This window comes from Mesorhizobium sp. M7A.F.Ca.CA.001.08.2.1 (assembly GCF_003998455.1).
Classification (GTDB): domain Bacteria; phylum Pseudomonadota; class Alphaproteobacteria; order Rhizobiales; family Rhizobiaceae; genus Mesorhizobium; species Mesorhizobium ciceri.
This window is the reverse complement of the sequence record NZ_RZPW01000040.1, coordinates 1-16,458: the sequence shown is the minus strand read 5'-3', so window position 1 is coordinate 16,458 and position 16,458 is coordinate 1. Positions and strand designations below refer to the sequence as shown.

The 16,458-nt window shown below is 64.4% G+C and carries 21 protein-coding genes; 11 read left to right on the top strand and 10 right to left on the bottom strand.

Annotation, left to right across the window (positions count from 1 at the left end; translation table 11 throughout):
• The first annotated feature begins 31 nt into the window (after positions 1-31).
• The 3 genes from EN914_RS04595 to EN914_RS04585 all read left to right on the top strand — a co-directional run bounded on the left by EN914_RS04595 (position 32) and on the right by EN914_RS04585 (position 2,343).
• Positions 32-373: a hypothetical protein gene (locus EN914_RS04595; RefSeq protein WP_127389012.1), complete on the top strand. Its 342-nt coding sequence runs from the start codon at positions 32-34 to the stop codon at positions 371-373.
• Positions 374-668: 295 nt separating this feature from the next.
• Positions 669-1,652, top strand: a complete 984-nt coding sequence (locus tag EN914_RS04590) for a threonine/serine dehydratase (protein ID WP_024502198.1) — start codon at positions 669-671, stop codon at positions 1,650-1,652.
• 91 nt (positions 1,653-1,743) lie between these two features.
• Positions 1,744-2,343 (top strand): DNA-3-methyladenine glycosylase, encoded by a 600-nt coding sequence (locus EN914_RS04585; protein WP_024502199.1) that lies wholly within the window; start codon positions 1,744-1,746, stop codon positions 2,341-2,343.
• A gap of 105 nt (positions 2,344-2,448) precedes the next feature.
• On the opposite strand, the gene EN914_RS04580 is transcribed toward EN914_RS04585, so the two are convergent.
• Genes EN914_RS04580 through EN914_RS04565 form a run of 4 tightly spaced genes read right to left on the bottom strand, consistent with a single transcriptional unit; the run spans position 2,449 to position 6,147 of the window.
• Positions 2,449-3,585, bottom strand: a complete 1,137-nt coding sequence (locus EN914_RS04580; protein ID WP_024502200.1) for an ABC transporter permease — start codon at positions 3,583-3,585, stop codon at positions 2,449-2,451.
• Positions 3,582-4,502: an ABC transporter ATP-binding protein gene (locus EN914_RS04575; RefSeq protein ID WP_013528656.1), complete on the bottom strand. Its 921-nt coding sequence runs from the start codon at positions 4,500-4,502 to the stop codon at positions 3,582-3,584. The genes EN914_RS04580 and EN914_RS04575 overlap by 4 nt, the downstream gene beginning before the upstream one ends.
• Positions 4,499-5,452, bottom strand: a complete 954-nt coding sequence (locus EN914_RS04570; protein WP_013528657.1) for an HlyD family secretion protein — start codon at positions 5,450-5,452, stop codon at positions 4,499-4,501. Before EN914_RS04570 ends, EN914_RS04575 begins: the two co-directional genes overlap by 4 nt.
• Positions 5,449-6,147, bottom strand: coding sequence for a CerR family C-terminal domain-containing protein (locus tag EN914_RS04565; RefSeq protein WP_013528658.1), 699 nt, complete (start codon positions 6,145-6,147; stop codon positions 5,449-5,451). The genes EN914_RS04570 and EN914_RS04565 overlap by 4 nt, the downstream gene beginning before the upstream one ends.
• A gap of 90 nt (positions 6,148-6,237) precedes the next feature.
• Between EN914_RS04565 and EN914_RS04560 the strand changes: the two genes are divergently transcribed.
• From EN914_RS04560 to EN914_RS04550, 3 genes are all read left to right on the top strand, one after another.
• A complete protein-coding gene (locus EN914_RS04560; protein ID WP_013528659.1) occupies positions 6,238-6,711 on the top strand; it encodes a CYTH domain-containing protein in 474 nt (157 codons plus the stop codon).
• Positions 6,708-7,640: a CHAD domain-containing protein gene (locus EN914_RS04555; RefSeq protein ID WP_024502201.1), complete on the top strand. Its 933-nt coding sequence runs from the start codon at positions 6,708-6,710 to the stop codon at positions 7,638-7,640. The genes EN914_RS04560 and EN914_RS04555 overlap by 4 nt, the downstream gene beginning before the upstream one ends.
• Before the next feature lie 91 nt (positions 7,641-7,731).
• Positions 7,732-8,538: a hypothetical protein gene (locus EN914_RS04550; protein ID WP_024502202.1), complete on the top strand. Its 807-nt coding sequence runs from the start codon at positions 7,732-7,734 to the stop codon at positions 8,536-8,538.
• A 65-nt stretch (positions 8,539-8,603) separates the two neighbouring features.
• Here the strand turns inward: EN914_RS04550 and EN914_RS04545 are convergent, their stop codons facing one another.
• Complete coding sequence (locus tag EN914_RS04545) at positions 8,604-9,575, bottom strand: AraC family transcriptional regulator (protein WP_013528662.1); 972 nt, start codon at positions 9,573-9,575, stop codon at positions 8,604-8,606.
• Positions 9,576-9,754: 179 nt separating this feature from the next.
• Here EN914_RS04545 and EN914_RS04540 point away from each other — a divergent pair, with 179 nt between their 5' ends.
• The 4 genes from EN914_RS04540 (at position 9,755) to EN914_RS04525 (ending at position 11,228) form a co-directional block, all read left to right on the top strand.
• A complete protein-coding gene (locus EN914_RS04540; RefSeq protein ID WP_023813481.1) occupies positions 9,755-9,898 on the top strand; it encodes a hypothetical protein in 144 nt (47 codons plus the stop codon).
• Positions 9,899-9,909: 11 nt separating this feature from the next.
• Positions 9,910-10,254, top strand: a complete 345-nt coding sequence (locus EN914_RS04535) for a hypothetical protein (protein ID WP_032898771.1) — start codon at positions 9,910-9,912, stop codon at positions 10,252-10,254.
• Entirely contained in the window at positions 10,247-10,765 is a 519-nt protein-coding gene (locus EN914_RS04530; protein WP_024502204.1) for a hypothetical protein, read from the top strand. Before EN914_RS04535 ends, EN914_RS04530 begins: the two co-directional genes overlap by 8 nt.
• 118 nt (positions 10,766-10,883) lie before the next feature.
• Positions 10,884-11,228, top strand: coding sequence for a hypothetical protein (locus tag EN914_RS04525; protein WP_024502205.1), 345 nt, complete (start codon positions 10,884-10,886; stop codon positions 11,226-11,228).
• Between the two features lie 21 nt (positions 11,229-11,249).
• Here the strand turns inward: EN914_RS04525 and EN914_RS04520 are convergent, their stop codons facing one another.
• Entirely contained in the window at positions 11,250-12,050 is an 801-nt protein-coding gene (locus EN914_RS04520) for a helix-turn-helix transcriptional regulator (RefSeq protein ID WP_024502206.1), read from the bottom strand.
• A 113-nt stretch (positions 12,051-12,163) separates the two neighbouring features.
• On the opposite strand from EN914_RS04520, the gene EN914_RS04515 reads away from it, so the two are divergent.
• Positions 12,164-13,024 (top strand): SMP-30/gluconolactonase/LRE family protein, encoded by an 861-nt coding sequence (locus EN914_RS04515; protein WP_024502207.1) that lies wholly within the window; start codon positions 12,164-12,166, stop codon positions 13,022-13,024.
• A gap of 172 nt (positions 13,025-13,196) precedes the next feature.
• On the opposite strand, the gene EN914_RS04510 is transcribed toward EN914_RS04515, so the two are convergent.
• The 4 genes from EN914_RS04510 to EN914_RS04495 all read right to left on the bottom strand — a co-directional run.
• Positions 13,197-13,595: a hypothetical protein gene (locus EN914_RS04510; protein WP_024502208.1), complete on the bottom strand. Its 399-nt coding sequence runs from the start codon at positions 13,593-13,595 to the stop codon at positions 13,197-13,199.
• Positions 13,596-13,724: 129 nt separating this feature from the next.
• Positions 13,725-15,374 carry a SulP family inorganic anion transporter gene (locus EN914_RS04505; RefSeq protein WP_407067771.1) on the bottom strand — a complete coding sequence of 550 codons (1,650 nt, stop codon included), beginning with the start codon at positions 15,372-15,374 and terminating at the stop codon, positions 13,725-13,727.
• Positions 15,375-15,539: 165 nt separating this feature from the next.
• On the bottom strand, positions 15,540-15,818 hold the full coding sequence (locus tag EN914_RS04500; RefSeq protein ID WP_013528670.1) for a helix-turn-helix domain-containing protein: 279 nt from the start codon (positions 15,816-15,818) through the stop codon (positions 15,540-15,542).
• Between the two features lie 266 nt (positions 15,819-16,084).
• Positions 16,085-16,458: phosphatase PAP2 family protein (locus tag EN914_RS04495; RefSeq protein ID WP_164778654.1), on the bottom strand; the 374-nt coding region annotated here is incomplete at its 5' end.

Sequence of the window (16,458 nt, the reverse complement as noted above, 5' to 3'; positions counted from 1 at the left end):
CGGTCGCATCTATCGGGCCTATGCCGACGGCCTGACGGAAAACTTCCCGCAATCGGCAAAACAGCCTCCGCATCCCTATGACCCAAAGCCCGTTCTCGATCTCATCGCCAGCATCGAGGCCGATCTGCAGCGCCTGAAAGGCCTGGTCGAGCAGCAGGTCGAGAAATTCGACCCCGCCAATCCGCACAACAAGGCGCCGGACGGCAAACTGACCGAGGAAGGCGTCGAGTGCTGCTACCGCATGTTCGACGAGGGCAAGTCGCGCTATTCGGTCGCCCAGCAGATGAAGATATCCTTTGCCGCCGCCAGCCACCGCTTCAACAACTGGCGCAAGCTGGGCGGGAGCAAGAGGCAGAGGACGCTGTTGGGGTGAAACTCGTGAGACGGCGGCGGGACGGCGCCCCCCTCTGTCCTACCGGACATCTCCCCCACGAGGGGGAGATTGTCAGCTTCATTAGGTGTGCCCCTTCTTCAACGTTGGAAATTGGCGAAAGCGGATACCCAGCCGATCTCCCCACCCGTGGGGAGATGTCCGCAGGCCAGAGGGGGGCGTGCAGCCGAGGCGTTGGCGACCGCCTCGCTAAACCTTGTAACGGTCACATTTTTCCCATGGTGCGCCGCCTCCCTTTGCGGGCATCATGGAAAGACCCCTGTCCACTGGACCTCACATGACCGCCACCACCCCTCCCGGCATCGCCGACATCCACGCCGCCGCCGCGTGTCTCGCCGGCCTGATCGTCGAAACCCCGTTGATCGAATCGCAGGAGCTGAACAAGCGCTTCGGCGGCCGCATCCTGTTCAAGCCGGAGACGCTGCAGCGTACCGGCTCGTTCAAGTTCCGTGGTGCCTACAACAAGCTGTCGTCGCTGAGCGACGAAGAACGCAGCCAGGGCGTCGTCGCCTTCTCGTCGGGCAATCATGCGCAGGGTGTCGCCGCTTCGGCCGCGATGTTCGGCGTCAAGGCGGTCATCGCCATGCCTTCAGACGCGCCGGCGATGAAGATCGCTAACGTCCTCAAGATGGGGGCGGAGGTGGTGCCGTTCGACCGCTTTCGCGACGACCGCATGAGCGTGGTTCGCCCTTACGTGGAAAGAGGCATGGTGCTGGTGCCACCCTTCGACGACCCGGCCATCATTGCGGGCCAAGGCACGATCGGCCTCGAATTGATGCGCCAGGCAAAAGCGCTTGGCGTCGACCTCGACGCGGTCGTCATTCCCTGCGGCGGCGGCGGCCTGGCCAGCGGCATTTCGGTTGCCGTCAAGGACGCCTCGCCCAACACTGCGGTCTGGGCGGTGGAGCCAGAGCATTTCGACGACACCCGCCGTTCGCTGGCCGCCGGCGCCAGGGTGTCAAACGAACCCGGCCACGCGTCGATTTGCGACGCGATCCTGACCGCGGAGCCCGGCCTGATCACCTTCGAGATCAACCGCAGGAACCTGGCAGGCGGCATCGCCGTTTCCGACAAGGCGACGGCACAGGCGATGCGCGACGCCATGGCCTATCTCAAGCTGGTGGTCGAGCCCGGCGGCTGCGTGGCGTTGGCGGCGCTGTCGTCGGGCGAGATCGAACTGTCCGGCAAATGCGTTGCCGTGGTGCTGTCCGGCGGCAATGTCGATTTCGGCACTTATGCCGGGATCATGGCGGCGGCTTGAGACGGGATGTCCAAAGGGTCCGACATGGATCTGAGGCAGGTTTCGCCTTGGATCACTCCTCGCCCGCCTCCAAGTCGTCGCCGGGCTGAACATGGTCATCTACCGCCCGCTCACGCGTTCTGAGCTGCCCGACGATACGGCATCCCTTGCCCGCACTCTCATCGGCAAGATCGTGGTGCGCGAACTGCCCGAAGGCATCGCCAGCGGCCGCATCGTCGAGACCGAGGCCTATGTGACCGGCGATGCCGCCGGGCACGGCTACCGGGGCCAGACGCCGCGCAACCGTTCGTTGTTTCTCGAGGCTGGGCACGCTTATGTCTATCTCGCCTACGGCATCTCCTACATGCTCAACGTCTCGAGCGAGATGCCAGGGGTCGGAACCGGCGTGCTCATCAGGGCGCTCGAGCCGCTCGAAGGCATTGCGCTCATGCGGCTCAATCGCGGCATCGAGCGCTTGCGCGACCTTGCGCGAGGACCGGGAAGGCTGGCCCAGGCGTTGCGGATCGATCGTTCGCTCGACGGGCTCGATCTCTGCCGCAAAGGCCCGCTATGGCTGGCAACCGACGAGCATCAAGCCGGCGACATCGCCCAAGGCATCCGGATCGGCATTACAAAGGATGCCGATCGCCCGCTGCGGTTTTACGTCAAGGGGAGCGCCTTCGTCAGCGGCCCGAAATCGCTCAACGGTTAGTGGCAGTTATAAACCATGGAGATTGGCGAAAGCATTTCTCCCTTCGTCATCCACGGGCGGAGCAAGGAGCGAAGACTGGTAGCAAGACTGGAGGTCGTGCGGCGTCTAATCCAGCGTCCGCCGGAATCGCACCAATGCTACGCCGGCAAACAAAGCCACGAACACCACCAGCCAGCCGATCTCCGTTGCCACGGCCGGCAGTTCGGCCCCCTTCAGCATCACCGCGCGGGTGATGCGTAGGAAATGCGTCAGCGGGAAGATCTCGCCGAAGATTTGTGCCCAGTCCGGCATGCCGCGATACGGGAACATGAAGCCGGACAGCATGATCGACGGCAGGAAGAAGAAGAAGGTGAGTTGGAGCGCCTGCATCTGCGTGCGGGCGATGGTCGAAATCGTGTAGCCGAGCAGCACCAGCGCCAGCACGAAGATCAGCACGGCGGTCAGGAGCAGCGACATCGATCCGGTGAAGGGGATGGCGAACAGAAGTTTCGCCGCCGCCAGCACCACCACCACCTGCACGCCGCCGACCGCCAGATAGGGCAGCACCTTGCCCATCATGATCTCGAGCGGGCTGGACGGCATCGCCAGCAGGTTCTCCATCGTTCCGCGCTCGGTCTCGCGTGTCAGCGCGATCGAGGTCATCATCACCATGGTCATCTGCAGGATGACGCCCAGCAGGCCGGGCACGATGTTGTATTGCGAGATGCCTTCGGGATTGTAGCGCCGGTGTACGACGACATCGAGCTGACCCTTGGCGGCCTCGGCGGCGGCTTCCTGCGTGCCTTGCGCCCTCAGCAGCGCCTGGCTGCCGACTGTGCCGAGCGTCGAGATGGCGCCGCTGGCCACCGCCGGGTCGGTGGCGTCGGCCTCGATGAGTATCTGCGGGCTGTTGCCGCTCTCCACCCTCCTGGCGAAATCGGCCGGGATGGTGACGACGAAGGCAACGTCGCCGCGCGATATCAGGAACTCGGCCTCGGCGGCACTTTGCGCGACATGGTCGAAACGATAGTAACCGGTGGTCTGCAGCGCCGCGACAATGGCGCGCGTATAGGGATCGTTGCTCGTCGCCACGAGTGCTGCCGGCAGGCTTTTCGGGTCGTTGTTGATGGCGTAGCCGAAAAGCACCAATTGTATCAGCGGCACGCCGAGCATCATGGCGAAGGTGATGCGGTCGCGCCGCATCTGGATGAATTCCTTGATCAGCAAGGCGCCAAGCCGGGCGAAGGAAAAGACGCTGTTCATGCCATGTTGTCCTTCGAGCCGGACATGAACTGGATGAAGACGTCCTCGAGGCTGGTTTCGCCGGGCGAAACTTTCACGCCCTTGTGCTCTCTCTCGACATCGGCAAGCGCGGCTTCGAGCTTCTTCTTGTCGGAGCCGACGACATGCAGCGTCGCGCCGAACGGCGCCACCTGATCGACGCCGGGGCGGCCCTGAAGCGCTTCGGCGACCTGATCGAGGCGCGGACCTTGCAGGACGAAGGTGGTCAGCCCGGCATTTTTCACCACTTCGGCGACAGTGCCGGTGGCCAGCATCTTGCCATAGGAGATGTAGCTGATGCGGTGGCAGCGCTCGGCTTCGTCCATATAGTGGGTGGAGACCAGCACGGTCAGCCCGCCGCTGGCGAGGCGATGGATCTCGTCCCAGAACTCGCGCCGCGCCTTCGGGTCGACACCGGCCGTAGGCTCGTCGAGCAGCAGCAATTTCGGCTTGTGCATGATGCAGGCGGCCAGCGCCAGCCGCTGCTTCCAGCCGCCCGACAAGGTGCCGGCCAGCTGGTTGCGGCGCGACGTCAGGCCGAGGTCCTCCAACGTGCTCGCGACATGCTCCTCGACCGGCTTCAGCCGGTAGAGCCGCGCGACGAATTCGAGATTCTCGCCGATCGTCAGATCCTCGTAGAACGAGAATTTCTGCGTCATGTAGCCGACTTCGCGCTTGATGCGCAGGCTGTCGGTGCGGATGTTGAAACCGAGCACCGTGCCTTCGCCCTCGTCCGGCGTCAGCAGGCCGCACATGATGCGGATGGTGGTCGTCTTGCCCGAACCGTTGGGGCCGAGAAAGCCGACGATCTCGCCCTCGGCAACCGACATCGTCACATGGTCGACGACGGTCTTGTCGCCAAAGCGCTTGACCAGGCCGTGGACGTCGATGGCGTTCATCTTGCGCTGTCCGCCAGATCGACATCGACGATCTGGCCGGGCTGCAGCGGGCCGGCATCGCCCTCCGGCCGCGCCTCGACCAGGTAGACCAGCTTCTGCCGGTTCTCGAGCGAATAGATCACCGGCGGGGTGAACTCGGGATCTGGCGAGACGTAGCTGACGCGCGCCTTCACATCCGGGCCGCAGCCGTCGCAATGGACGCCGAGCAAGGTGCCGACCTTGACCGAGGAGAAGGCGCTCTCCGGGATATAGACGCTGAGCTTCACCGCGCCGTCGGGCAGGATCGAAATCACAGGCGCGGTCGGACCTGATGTATCGCCCGGATTGCGGATGACGTCGTTGACGCGGCCCGGCGAAGGGGCTGCCAGGACGCGCTTCGACAGCCGCCACTGCGCCTGCTCCAACGCGGCCTGCGCCTGCTTGACCTGATTGTCGGCGGCCTTGATCGTCTCGGGGCGCGCCGGCAGGCCGCCGACGGCGAGATTGGATTTGGCCTGGCCGACCTGCGCATTGGCCGTTTCGAGCGTGGCCGACGCGGTGTCGAAATCCGCTTGCGTGCCGGCGCCGCGCTTGAACAGATCGGCGGCGCGGTCGTATTTGCGCTTGGCGTCGGCGGCCTGGGCGCTGGCCATATCGACCTCGGCCTTCAGCACGGCGATCTCTTCCGGCCGCTTGCCGATCTGCAGGTCGGCGAGTTGTGCCTGCGCCTGTGCAAGGCTTGCCTGCGCCTGCGCCACAGCGATCTTTGCATCGGCGCTTTCCAGCGTCACAACGGTGGTGCCGGGCATGACACGGTCGCCGCGCTTCACCGTGACGGTCTCTACCTGCGCCACCTCGATCGGCGCCAGCAGCACGTAGTCGCCTTCGACATAGCCGACGGCCAGCGGTGCTGCCGGGGCACAGGCCGAGAAGAGCTGCGCGGCGAGCGGCAGCGAACACAGAAAGCTCATGGTCTTTGCCCCTTTGTCTTTGCCCCTTTTCTGGCGGCGAATATGGCCTTGAGATTGCCCGATGTGACCGCCACCACCTTGGCGGCCTCCGCGGCGCCGATATCGGGCCAGCCCATGCGGCGCATCACCGCCTCACGGCCGATGCGGAAATAGATGACCTGGCCGATCAGCGTGAACACGGTGAGCCTTGTGGCCTCGCTTTCGGCGGGCTCGCCAGTTGCCTGTTCCCACAGCTGGCACAGCCGGCGATGGCTCGGCTCGAAGACACCGTCATAGATACGATCGAGGGCTGCCGTTGGATGGGAAAGTTCGCGCAGGATGAACTGCACGATCTCACCGGCCTGCGGACTGGCCACGACAAAGCCGACCATTCGCTCCAGCGCCGCGAAGAGCTGCGCCTGCGCTGCCTCCGGACCGACCGGCGCGGGCGCCTGTGCATTGCCGAGTGCCGGTCCGGCGACCGTCTGGATGGTCTCGACGATAAAGTCGGCGGCGGCCGTGCGAAGACCCTCCTTGCCGCCGAAATGATAAGCGATCGAGCCGATATTGGCTTGCGCCTCGGCGGCGATCTCGCGCGTCGAGGTGCCGTCGAAGCCCTGCCGTCCGAACAGCTTCAGTGCCGCCTGGACAAGCGCCGCGCGCGTCATCTCGGCGGGCTCGCGACGAAGAACTTTGGGCTCAGGTAGTTTGATCATGAGCGCACTTTAATCAATCGATTGATTAAAGTCAACTTCTGTTCGTCATTGTCTTGCCATCGACGGCGGCAAACGCTTTAGTGCGCGGCCATGGGCAAGGAAGTCGAACGAAAATTCCTGGTCACCAGCACCGCATGGCGGGAGTTGGCCGAGGCCAATATCCGCATTCTCCAGTTCTATCTCGCTGCCGGCCCCGGGCGCACAGTGCGCATCCGCATCAGCGACGGCACTTCCGCCAAGCTGACGCTCAAATTCGGCAGCAAAGCGCGCGAGCGCGACGAATTCGAATACCCGATCCCGCTGTCGGAGGCGGTGGAGATGCTGGACTTCGCCATCGGACGTGTCATCGAGAAGACACGTCACCATGTTAGGCACCGTGGCTATCTCTACGAAGTCGATGTCTTTGGCGGACCGCTTGCGGGACTTGTGGTCGCCGAACTTGAGACGCCGGAGGACGTGCCGGACGAAATGCTGCCCGACTGGCTCGGCCGTGAAGTCACCGGCGAGCAGAAATTCTACAACGCGTCGCTCGCCCTTGGTGGGATTCCGGAGATCGCCGCATGAGCTTTCGCATCGATCCGCGCCTGCCGCTGACCGGCGAGGTCAGGAGAATCCTTGCCGAGGAGATCGGCAAGGCGCTGCATCATCTTGACGCCGCACGGAGCCGGCCGGAACAGGCACTGCACAAATGCCGCAAGCGGCTGAAGAGCGCTCGCGCCTTGTTGCGGCTTGTTCGTTCCGGTGACGAAACATTCTGTGAGACAGAAAACCAGTGCTACCGCAACGTGGCGGCCCTGCTTGCCGGCCCGCGCGAGGCGACAGCGCTGATCGAGACCATCGACCGCCTGGCGGCAAGCTTTCCCAAGGAGAGCGCCGACGATGGGCTGGGCGCGGTTCGCGACAGGCTGATCGCGCGCCAGCATGAATTGCACGAAGGTACAGGGCTCGAAGCGGCGATCGGCGCGGCGACCGCCGCCTGCGAGGAGGGCCTGCACCGCATCGGCACGCTGGCCTTGCCCGAGCAGCCGGAACAGGCGGCCGACGTGCTTGCCGAAGGCGCCCGCGTCACGCTGCGCCGCGCCAGGAAGGCGCTCGACAAGGCCGGATCGCGGGGAGCGGCCGATGATTTCCACGATCTGCGCAAGGCGGCCAAGACCCACGGCATGCATCTGTCGCTGCTCGGCAGGCTGTGGCCGACACCGATCAAGGCGCGGCGCAAGGCGGTCGACGAACTGGGCGAGCGGCTGGGCGACCTGCACGATGTGCTGGTGATGCACGCTCTGCTCGAGGCCGACGACCAGCTGCTCGGGCCGCCCGAGGACACGAAACTTCTGGCCAAGCTTTTGAAGCGGTCGGAGAAGCAGCTGAAGAAGAGCTGCCTTGCCTCGGCGGCCGAGCTGTTCGGCGACAGTCCCAAACGCTCGACACGCAAACTGGCCCGCAAGGCGCGCGACGATCTGGCTGCGCCGCCGGAAGAGGCCGCGGCATCGTAGGATGACTTGGCGCTTTTCCTCTCGGTCCTGACGGGGGGAAGAAAGGCGTGCGCTAGCCCTCATTACCCGCCCATGCTAATCGCCATGGAGTATGACCGAGCCCGGCGACACGCTTCTGGATCGACTTGGCCGCTGGCTTGCCGGCCGGCTGCAGGAAGAATCGTCCGGCTACGAGCCCTACACCCCATCCGATGCCGAAACGCTGCGTCGCACGCTTGAGCCCGGCGACATCCTGCTGATCGAGGGCAACCAGAAGATCTCGGCGGCGATCAAGTACCTGACCCAGTCGACCTGGTCGCATGCGGCCTTCTATATCGGCGATGCCTTGCCCGCGCCGGCGGACGGCTCGGAGCGGCCGCGCCTGATCGAGGTCACGATCGGCGAAGGCTGCGTCGCCGTTCCATTGTCGCGCTACCGCACCTACAACACCCGTATCTGCCGGGCGAGTGGGCTGGCGCCGGAGGATCGCGACAAGGTCGTCGCCTTCATGATCGGCAAGCTCGGCCTGAAATACGACCTCAAGAACATTTTCGACATGCTGCGTTTTTTCTTCCCGACACCGCCAGTGCCGGTGCGCTGGCGCCGCCGCATGCTGGCCTTCGGTTCCGGCGATCCGACACGGGCGATCTGCTCGACGCTGATTGCCGAGGCCTATGGCCAGATCCGCTATCCGATCCTGCCCGAGATCACCCGTGCGCCCGGCCGCGCCTCGGCGCAGTCGAACTATTCGCGCAAGGAAATCCTGCACATCCGCCACCATTCGCTCTACACGCCGCGCGATTTCGACCTGTCGCCCTATTTCCGCATCGTCAAGCCGACGCTGGAATATGGTTTCGACTACCGGGCGGTGACCTGGGACGACAAGCTTGCCGATTCCGGGGCCAAGGCCGCCGAGTAAACGCGATCAAATGAGTCCAGCCGCGTGCATGGCCCGGCACAGGAGCGCTGGCCGGCGGCCGGGCGTCAGTGCTTGCAAGCCGCGGCCCGCACGTCCGAGGGTGTGGCGTCATAACGGCGACGGAACGCCCGGTTGAAATAGGAAAGGTCGTTGAAGCCGGCCTCGTAGGCGATCGCGGTGATGCTGCGTCCGGCATGGCGCGGATCGCCGAGCATGCGATGCGCGCGCGCCAGCCGTTGGGTCATCATGAAATCAATCAAGGATGTGCCATCGCTCTCGAACAGCTTGCGGACGTAGCGGGCCGACAGTCCGTGGCGGGCGGCGACGTCCTGCGCCGACAGGTCGACGTGGCCACCATGCGCGACGATATCGGCCTTGATGGCGCGCAAGCGGGCAACGCTGACGCCGCGGCCGCGTGCGATCTGGGCCGCATCCCTGGTCGCGCCCATGGCGAGTGCGGCAAGGTCGAAGACATGCGCCGCCGCAAGGTGGCAGGCCTCCGCAGTCAACTCGTCTCCGACCTCCTGGATCGAGCTGATATAGTCGAGCAACAGCCGCATCGCCCCGCTTTGGGTCGGCAAGGGCCGCATAAGAACCGCGGCCGGATCGCCGATCAGAGGCGAAAGCTGCTTGCGCGAAAAACTCAGATTGACGAAGCGAAACCCGCCGGCGCCGATCAGGTTGAGGCCAACCTCTTCACCGCTCATCATCAGCGCCTGGCCGTTGCCGACCGCCTCCTCGCGGCCGCGATGCTTCATCACACTGCCCCCGTCGAGGGCCGCCAGGAGAACGAAGTCGTCATTGTCGATCAGCGACGACGTACGATGCACCCGGAATTCCGATGAGCTGCCGGTGGCGATGCCGAGGCCTGGCAACGCGCGCACCCGCATGTCGATCTGCGCCGGCGCCAGCGGATCGAGGTCCACCCTCAGAACCGTGCGGCCGTAAACCTCACGCGTGATCTCGACGCGATCCCGCTCCGGAAACATCTCCGTCGCCAGCCTGAATGAAGCTGACGTCCCCATCGTCGCAGTCATCGACACCCCCCATGCCCAAGAGCGCGGTCATATGCGCCGGAGCCTGCAAAACGTCAATCCCGGGCCGTTTTGGCCGCTTTCAGTGCCGTTCTGTCCAAGCTGCCCCCCTTTTATGCCCCTAGTTTGCGGCGCGATTCCGGAACCGGAACCGCATTGGCGGCAATCCAAAGGGGGGCACGATGTTTCATTTGCAACTGTTCAAGACGCTGTCGGCACTGGCTGCGGCAGGGTTCAATCCGCGTGTCTATCTGCTGTCGATCGCCTTGGGCAACGCAGTGACCGATCATCGCGAGGCCAAGCTGCCGCCGCGCGCTGCCCGATGATGAGCAGCACCATGAAAAAGAGCATTTTCCTGGCCCTGACCATTGCCCTGGCGGGCTGCCAAACGGGCCAGGTCGACGACAGGCCGGCATCGATCGCGAGCGCGGCCGGCAGCAAGAAGGCCCGGAACGAACCGACGACGGAAACGGCCTGCGCCGATGCGGCCAAGAAGGCGGCGAAGGCGCAGACCAATGCGGCTCTGCTCGGCGGTGTGCTGTCGATGGCGGGGGGTCTTGGCGGTCTGGCTGGCAATGGTGGGGTCATTGCCGGCCAGGCCGCCTCGATCGGCGGCTCGGTTCTGCAGTCCCAGGCAACGAGCAGTGCCCGGGCCGGCATTGCGCAGGACTGTTATGGCTGAGCGGCGTTTCGCAGCCATGCGCCGGCTGGCCGGCGCGCTCGCACTTGCCGGCATGATCTTCGACAGCCCGCAGGCCTTGGCCCTGACAGCGCGGGATGCGTCGGCGGTCGTCGGCCTGATCGAGGCCTTGCAGCCCGAATTCGGTCAGTTCGCCTATGACGAGGAGATCGCCGCCGACTGGTACGAGCGCGATGCCGCGGACAAGGGCTTGATCGGCACAGCCGGTTTCACCGCCGACAGCTGGAAGGTCGCGCTTGGCGAGACCATGCGCGGGTTCCTGGCGACGATGCCGGTCGCGGAACTCGATGCCATTTTCGCCAAGCTCAGAAATGCCATATCCGGCATGAGGGAGCTGACCGAGGCACAGAAGACGGAGACCATCGACGCCATCGACGAAGAGGTCGAAGGCTTGATGATTTTGCGGACTGAGGGCGATCCCTTCGCCGACGTCGTCAGGCCGCTGACGCCAAAAATCCGCAGCCTCATCCTCGGCCCGGCGGTGGGGCAATAGGATGTTGGACAACAGGAAACGGGTGGCGGGAAAAGCAACTCCTAGCGGGAGCCTCGAGGCCGAATATCGTGGCATTTTTCCAGCCACGGCACGTGTCGGGCGAGGCAGCCCGATCGCGATGCTGATCTGCCTGCTGGCCTCCGGCTGCAGCCAGACGGCCGCCAGCCCGCCGATCACGCCAGACCAGCATGCGCAATTGGCGGAGTTGGCGGCCGGCCCGGACTCGCCGGCAGGCCTTGGCGAGGCCCTGGCTGCAGTCGAGGCGACCAGGAAAATGCAGGACTGCCGGGCGCGTATGAACGAGACGGTCAGGCAGATGAAGACGATGGGCGCCGTCAATGGCGCGGTCGGCGTCGCCGGTCGCATGGCGGGTCCGGGGGGCAAGACAGCGGCAAAAATGGTGGCGGTCGGCACTGCCAGGGTCGTGCGCGGCAAGCTCAGCCACCAGATGCAATCGTGCTGAGACGATTGACGCGGTGCCTGGTCAGGCCGGCGGCGGCCGCCGTCCTTTCGCGGCGGCGGGCGTATCAGGCCTCGCCCCGGCATCTCGCGCGTGCGGCCCGATCGGCATGATTGCCGGAAATGGCGTCGCGCCAAAGGCAAATGTCCATTTGTAGCCGATCAGGCCATCCTCCGGCGTCGTGTGCTGGTCGTGATGGGCGAGCAGCTTGGCGCGGTCGGCGAGATCCTCCGCCTCGCGCCGCACCATTTCAGCCGTCTCCGGCCGCATCCGCCTGGAGAAGCTGACGAAGGTCGCTTCCTTGTCGATATGGGTGATGGCCCAGCCGATGAAATTCTTGTTGGTCATCTCGAACAGCGGCCTGAGCGGCCCTTCGAAGTTCCACTGGATCGGCGTCTCGACCAGCAGTCTCGCCGAAAGACCCCGTCCGAGCGCGATCAGGCCGAGTTCCTCGAGATCGCGCAGATAGAGGAACATCGAAGCCTCGCTCAGGCCTTGCGAGCGCATGATGCCTTCGGGCGTGAACTTTTCTGACAGCATGACGAAGATGAACAGCAGCGCCGGCCGGCCGGCGAGCTTGCGCTCGACCTCCGGCGCGATGTGGTTGACCGGCCCAGGCCCCCGGTTCATCGAGCCGAGCACGTTTTCCAGTTCGACACCGGCGGCAGCGCAAATCTCCATCAGCCGGTCGAGCTTGCAATTGCGCTCATGGAAGATACGCTTCACCGTCGGTTCGGAAACGCCCATGCGTTCGGCCAGCGCGCGATAGGTGACGCCCTTCGCCTTCAACGTCCGCTTCAGCGCCTGGAAGATCAGACCGTTCATTGGATGCACCTCTTGTCGCTAGTTTCGTATCGATATTCGATACTAGCGGCGTCAGGCCTTTCCGAAAAGTATCGAAAGCCATAGCTCTGCCTCGTCATCTCAGGAGAGCAGTCATGAACACCCTCATCACCTCAACCTTTATCGCCGTCATCGGCATTGCTGCGGTGCCCGCCGCGGAGGCCGGCGAACTCTGGCGCGCCACCGGGCTCGAACAGCCGGAATCGGCCCTGTTCGACGCCGCTGACAATCGCATCATCGTTTCCAACATATCAGGCAATCCCGGCGAGGCCGACGGCAACGGTTATCTCTCCGTGCTGTCGCTGGACGGCAAGACGGTCACCCAGCACTGGACCGACGGCATGGACGCACCCAAGGGTATGGCGATCTCGGGCGGCAAGCTCTATGTTGCCGACATCACGAAAGTCCGCGTCGTCGACCTCGCCAGCGGCAAGCTGGTCGCCAGCATCTCGGTGCCGAACGCGGTCTTCCTCAACGACATGACATCGGACCAATCCGGCAAGGTCTATGTCACCGACATGCTGGCCGACGCCATCTACCGCATCGATGGCGACCGGCCGGAGCCGTTCGTCAAGGACGGGGCATTGGCTTCGCCCAACGGCATCTTCGCCGATGGCGGCCGATTGATCGTCGCCTCCTGGGGCAAGGGCATCAAGCCCGACTTCAGCACGACGGAGCTTGGCGGCCTGCTGTCGGTCGACATCGCCAGCAAGGTGGTTTCGCCCTTGCCGGGTGCCCAGAAATTCGCCGATCTCGACGGCGTCTTAGCCATCGGCGGCACCATCTATACCACCGCCTACATGACCGGCACGCTCTACCGCTATCATGCGGGCGGCGCGCCGGAGGTGGTGGCGCAGTTCAAGCCGGGCAGCGCCGACATCGGCACCGATGGCAAGTCGATCCTTTATGTGCCGTTGATGAACGAAGGCGAGGTTGTGGCGCTGAAGCTCGATTGAGAGCCATGATCGGCGCCTCAGGGCAGAGCTGCGAGACGTTCGCAGCCGTGAGGGGAAAGTTCGTTCGTCGGCGATGATCACCAACTCGAACTCGCAGTGCGGCTAACTAACGACGTCTGGCCCGTTGCGGTCGTCTGTCATGCGACGACCCAAAGGATGTTCTTCACCGAAACTAAACCTCGACGTGACCACCGGTTTGGGTCGACCAATGTTTCAGCATCACGTCAGATAGGGTGTCGCGTGCTGCTACCATTCGCTGATGCCGGTCGTTCTCCTTGTCGAGGACGATTGCACATTCACCCGCCTTTTTCCCTAGCAGGACCGAGTTGCTAAGCCGCGAAAAATACCATGTAGTAGCCGCAGCGTAGAAGATCGTGTGAGGCGAGTGCACTGAGGCTAGTTCGAAAATGGCGGGTGCGAACACCTCTTCTTGACCGAGCTTTCCGGACAAGATCGTCAGTGCAGCGGCTATATAGGACAGGTGTGAAGATTGCGAGAGTATCTCGTATTCTTTCCGACGCCATTTCGTCATCGCATCAATTTCGAAGACGCGGGCGATGGTATCGGACAAACCGCGAGGAGCGGCGCAAAGCGGTGTTCACGTCGCGCCGTGCGTGAGTCAGCTCAACGTCAAGAAGTTGGCATTCAACAGGTGGACACCTTGTCCTGACAATGGCCACCGGCCGGCAAATCCCGGCCCCTATCCCGCCTCCAGCTTCCCTTTCAGCTGCGCCCGCGCATCCTTGATCGAGGCGGCGTAGGTCACCAGCGGGCGCTTGACGCCGTGGGTGATCAGCATGCGTCGGATCTGCGGCGCGGCGCCTGATATGATGAAGCGGACACCGGCGCGTTTCGCCTTGTGGGCGGCGCCTTCGATGACGTTGGCCGCCGTCGAATCGAAGAACGGTACGGCCGAGCAGTCGAGGATGAAGTTCCTGCGCTGGTCGGCTATGCGGTCGAGCACGGTGCCGACGGTCGATGCGGCGCCGAAGAAGAAGGCGCCCGAAATGCGATAGACGACGGTGTCGGCGTCGGTCGCCTCGCTGGCATCGTAGGCGTTGGTGCTGTCGGCGACATCCCCCTGCACCAGCGGCTGATCGGCCTCGACCGCAATCGACTTGGCCATGCGGTCGATGAACAGGATCGACCCCAGCACGAAGCCGACCACGATGCCTTCGGTGAGATCGCGGAAGATGACGAGCAGAAAGGTCGCCATCAGCACCAGCGCATCGCCGCGCGAGGCACGCAGCAAGGTGGCGAAGGCCTGTTTCTCGAACATATTCCAGCACACGACCGCCAGCACGCCGGCCAGGGCGGCGAGCGGGATATAGCTGGCGAGCGGCGCCGCCACCAGCATCAAGGCGAGCAGGATGGCGGCGTGGACGATGCCCGAAACCGGTCCGTGGGCGCCGGCCCGCACATTGGTCGCCGTGCGGGCGATGGTGCCGGTGGCGCAAATGCCGCCGAACAGGGCGGATGCGATGTTGGCGAAGCCTTGCGCCACCAGTTCGCAGTTGGAACGATGCCGGCGGCCCGTCATCCCGTCGGCGACCACCGCCGAAAGCAGCGATTCGATGGCGCCCAGCAAGGCGAAGGCAATCGCATCCGGCAGCACGTCAATCATCCTGTCCAGGCTGATCGGCGGCAAAGCGGGCATTTGCAGGCTGCGCGGTATACCGCCAAAGCGGGTGCCGATCGTCTCCGCCGGCAGCGCGAGAAGCGCCACGACCAGCGATGCCAGCCCGATGGCGATGAGCATTGCGGGCCATGTCGGTCGCCAGCGCTTCAGGCCGGCGATGGTGGCGACGGTCAACACCGCCACGAAGGTCGCCGCCGGGTTGATGGTGCCGGCCGCCTCGCCGACCGCGATCAGCTTCGGCACCAGCGGTCCGGGCTCCTTGCCGGCAAGCTTCAGCCCGAACAGTTCGACGATCTGTCCGGAAAAGATGATGACGGCGATGCCGGCGGTGAAGCCGACCGTCACCGGATAGGGAATGAACTTGATGTAGGTGCCGAGACGGAGATAGCCTATGGCGAGCAGGAAGACCCCTGCCATCATCGTTGCCAGCAGCAGCCCGTCGATACCGACCCGGGCAACCGTCGCGGCCACCAGCACGATGAAGGCGCCGGCCGGGCCGCCGATCTGGAAGCGGCTGCCGCCGAGCGCCGAAATGATGAAGCCGCCGACAATCGAGGTGTAGAGGCCGCGCTCGGGCGTGACTCCCGAGGCGATCGCGATGGCCATCGACAAGGGCAGCGCGACAATGGCCACCGTCAGCCCGGCAATGGCGTCCGCCTTGAAGTCGGCGAACGTGTAGCCCTCGCGCCAGACCGTCACGAGCTTTGGCATGAACAATTCGGAAAATGTCGGCTTTGCCGACTGGTGGGCCGACCTTTGGGCCGATCTGTAGGCCGGTTCATGCACTGCCCGCTGCGTCTGATCCATGGACTGCCTTTCGCACCCTGAAAGGCGGCGGGATCGTCGGCAGGGCTGTCGGCGGTCGCCGTCGCGACTTTATGCCGGCTCAGCCTTGGGATCAGGCGGCACGGCAGGCTTGAGGCGCACGCCCCGGCCGCCGCGCTCGCTGGCCTGATTCTCGCCGATCAGCTCCACCCCGGCCTCGTCGAGGGCCTGGATGACCTTCATCAGCGTGTCGACCACGCCCCTGACCACGCCATCGCTCGCCTCCATGCGCTGGATAGTCGGAAGCGAAACGCCGGCGCGCTCGGCGAGCGTCTTCTGATCGATGCCGGCCAGCGCCCTTGCGGCGCGCATCTGCGCGGCAGTGATCATCGGCCGGAATCCCCGTCTGAGTCTGCAGGAGTAAGGTGTAATATCATTATTCTGATGTTTCAAGCATTAGGATGAATGTTTGAGACGTAAGGGGCGGCGCCTGACTGACCATTTTTAGATACTTTCCCGGGATTGCGCGCTAAGGTTTCCATCTGGCAGGGAGTAACGCGGTTGAATATCTTCAAGACTTTCATGACATCGGCAGCCTTGCTGTCGGCGGTTTTCCTGTTGGCCGGCTGCGGGCACGGGCTGATCAACCGGCTGATCTAGTCTCCAGTCTCGCCGTCCGGGTGCTGCCCACGCCATCGCTGCCACGTCCGGGCAGCGAGCCAGCACAGCATCGCCCAGACGAAGCCGGCGCACCAGCCGGCCAGCACATCCGACGGCCAGTGGACGCCGAGATAGACGCGGCTGATGCCGACCAGCAGCGTCGTCAGCACCGCCAGCGACAGCACATAGATCTTCGTCGTTCGACCGGGCAGGAAGCGTGCCGCCAGCGCGCCGAGCGTCAGATAGGTCACCGCCGACAGCATGGCGTGGCCGCTGGGAAAAGACAGCGTCGTTTCGTTGACGAGATGCGAGACGAGTTCGGGGCGCGGCCGGTCGATTCCGGCTTTCAGCAGGCTCGACAGCACCTGAC